The 2,160-nt window shown below is 59.5% G+C and carries 3 protein-coding genes; 2 read left to right on the plus strand and 1 reads right to left on the minus strand.

What is annotated here, in order from left to right; all coding sequences use genetic code 11:
* Window positions 1-912 (minus strand): shikimate dehydrogenase (locus AC1DUU_RS30295; protein ID WP_476787013.1); only part of this gene is annotated, 912 nt, incomplete at its 3' end.
* A gap of 33 nt (window positions 913-945) precedes the next feature.
* Here AC1DUU_RS30295 and AC1DUU_RS30300 point away from each other — a divergent pair.
* Complete coding sequence (locus AC1DUU_RS30300; protein ID WP_476787014.1) at window positions 946-1,620, plus strand: TetR/AcrR family transcriptional regulator; 675 nt, start codon at window positions 946-948, stop codon at window positions 1,618-1,620.
* A gap of 90 nt (window positions 1,621-1,710) precedes the next feature.
* The coding region (locus tag AC1DUU_RS30305; RefSeq protein WP_476787015.1) for a sugar phosphate isomerase/epimerase family protein at window positions 1,711-2,160 on the plus strand (450 nt) is incomplete at its 3' end.

Below are 2,160 nucleotides of genomic sequence, written 5' to 3' on the forward strand. Positions count from 1 at the left end.
TCTCAATAGTTCCGTTTCCTCCGGGAAATAGATGATTTCGGCAACCCACTGATCGGGTCGCAGCAATCCGGACAGGAACGGCACGCCGGGATACTTGGCCATGCCAACAGGTGTGGCGTTGACGATGCCATCGGCGGCCTTGACCGCGTCGGCCACGTCGGTTTGGGCCGTAACCTGGTTGCCGAAACGTGATGTCATCCGCAGTGCCAGTTGCTCTGCTCGCTCGCTGTCGCTATCGACGATGTGCAACCCACCGACACCGAGCTCCATGAGCGCATAGGCGACCGCCGCCCCCGCACCACCGGCACCGAACTGCACCACGCGTTTCAGCGAGCAATYTGTCATTCCCTCGCGAAAACTTTCGGCAAACCCCCAAGCGTCGGTATTGTACCCTTGTCGCATACCGTTGGAAAAGACCACCGTGTTGACAGCGCCTATCGCCGATGCCTCGGGTGCCAGCCAAGCCAGGTGCTGGATCACGCTCTGCTTGAACGGATGGGTGATGTTCAGCCCGGCAAAACCCATTTGTTCTGCGGCGGCGATGACGTCGCCCAAAGCCGTGTCGTGCAGGCCAAGCCGGTCGAAATCGATCAGTACATAGCTGCAGCTGATGCCGAGGCGCGCCCCTTCGCGCTCGTGCATGACGGGCGAGCGGGACAACTGGATACCCCGGCCGACCAATCCGATGAGGACCGCACCAGACGCACTTGCGTTCGCAGCTTTGGGCTTCGCCAAGAGGYGCCCGAGCATGTCAACGAAAGATCCGTCCGAATGCTGCAACCTTTGCTCCCTCGCCGCGTGAGTGGTGCGGTCAGGCAGCGCCGAGCGCTGCTCTTGTTTTTGTTCGGGCTTGGCCGGTAAATGGCTGCGCCTGATTTGATGCACAATGTACGAACTGGTTAGTTTAGTCAACGACCAGAACCGAGGGGCGTGATGGACAGTGAAATGAAGGCGGACAAGCCCAAGAGCCCGCGCAAGGCAAAGGGTGCTGCGACACGCACACAGGACCCCGAAGGCACCCGGCAGAACATCTTGGAAATCGCCTCGGAAGAATTTGCGCTGAATGGGCTGTCGGGCGCCCGCATCGACGAGATCGCAGCGCGCACCCGCTCCAGCAAGCGCATGATCTACTACTATTTCGGCGACAAGGAAGGCCTGTATCTCAGCGCGCTGGAAAACGCCTATCGGCTGGTTCGCGAAGGCGAAGCCAAGCTCGATATCGAAGGCCTTTCCCCTGTTGAAGCGCTGTCGCGACTCGTCGAATTCACCTTCGACCATCACCACCAGCATGAAGAATTCATTCGCATGGTGATGATCGAAAACATCCACCACGGCCAGTTTCTGGAACGCTCAGAAGCCATTCGCGAATTGAATGTGACGGCCATCGACCATATTGCACGCATCTATGCACGTGGCGTCTCGGACGGTGTGTTTCGAGAGGGCATCGACCCGGTCGAACTGCATTGGCAGGTCAGCGCGCTGTGCTTCTTCAATGTCTCCAACCGGGCGACCTTCTCCAAGATCTTTGGCCGCGACTTTGGCACGGAAGATCAATTGGCGCGGCTCAGGCGCAATTCGGTCGATATGGTGGTTCGCTTCGTGATGTGCGAAGCGGCCTGAGCTCGCAAGTAGACACAGCTTGATACCTCTTACGCATACGCATATTGTAAACGAACTAGTTCGTACATTGCGCCCATGTGGGAGGATCAGGTGAAAACTTCGATCGCAACGGTCTCTATCAGTGGCGATTTTGCCGAGAAGCTGGCGGCCATTGCCGCAGCTGGCTTCGACGGGATCGAGATTTTCGAAAACGATTTCCTCGCCTTTGATGGTTCGCCAGCCGACGCCGGCAAGATGGCGCGAGACGCTGGTCTTGCCATCACCTTGTTCCAGCCGTTTCGCGACTTCGAAGGTCTGCCCGAACCGCAGCGCGGCCGCGCCTTCGATCGCGCAGAACGCAAGTTCGATGTCATGCACGAGCTTGGCACCGACCTGATGCTGGTCTGCTCGAGCGTGTCGCCGGTGTCGCTCGGCGGCATCGATCGCGCGGCGGCCGACTTTCGCGAACTTGGCGAGCGCGCAGCCAAACGCGGCCTGCATGTCGGCTATGAAGCGCTCGCCTGGGGCAAGCACGTCAACGACCACCGCGACGCCTGGGAG

It is taken from the genome of Aminobacter sp. P4_H6_2 (genome assembly GCF_056400805.1).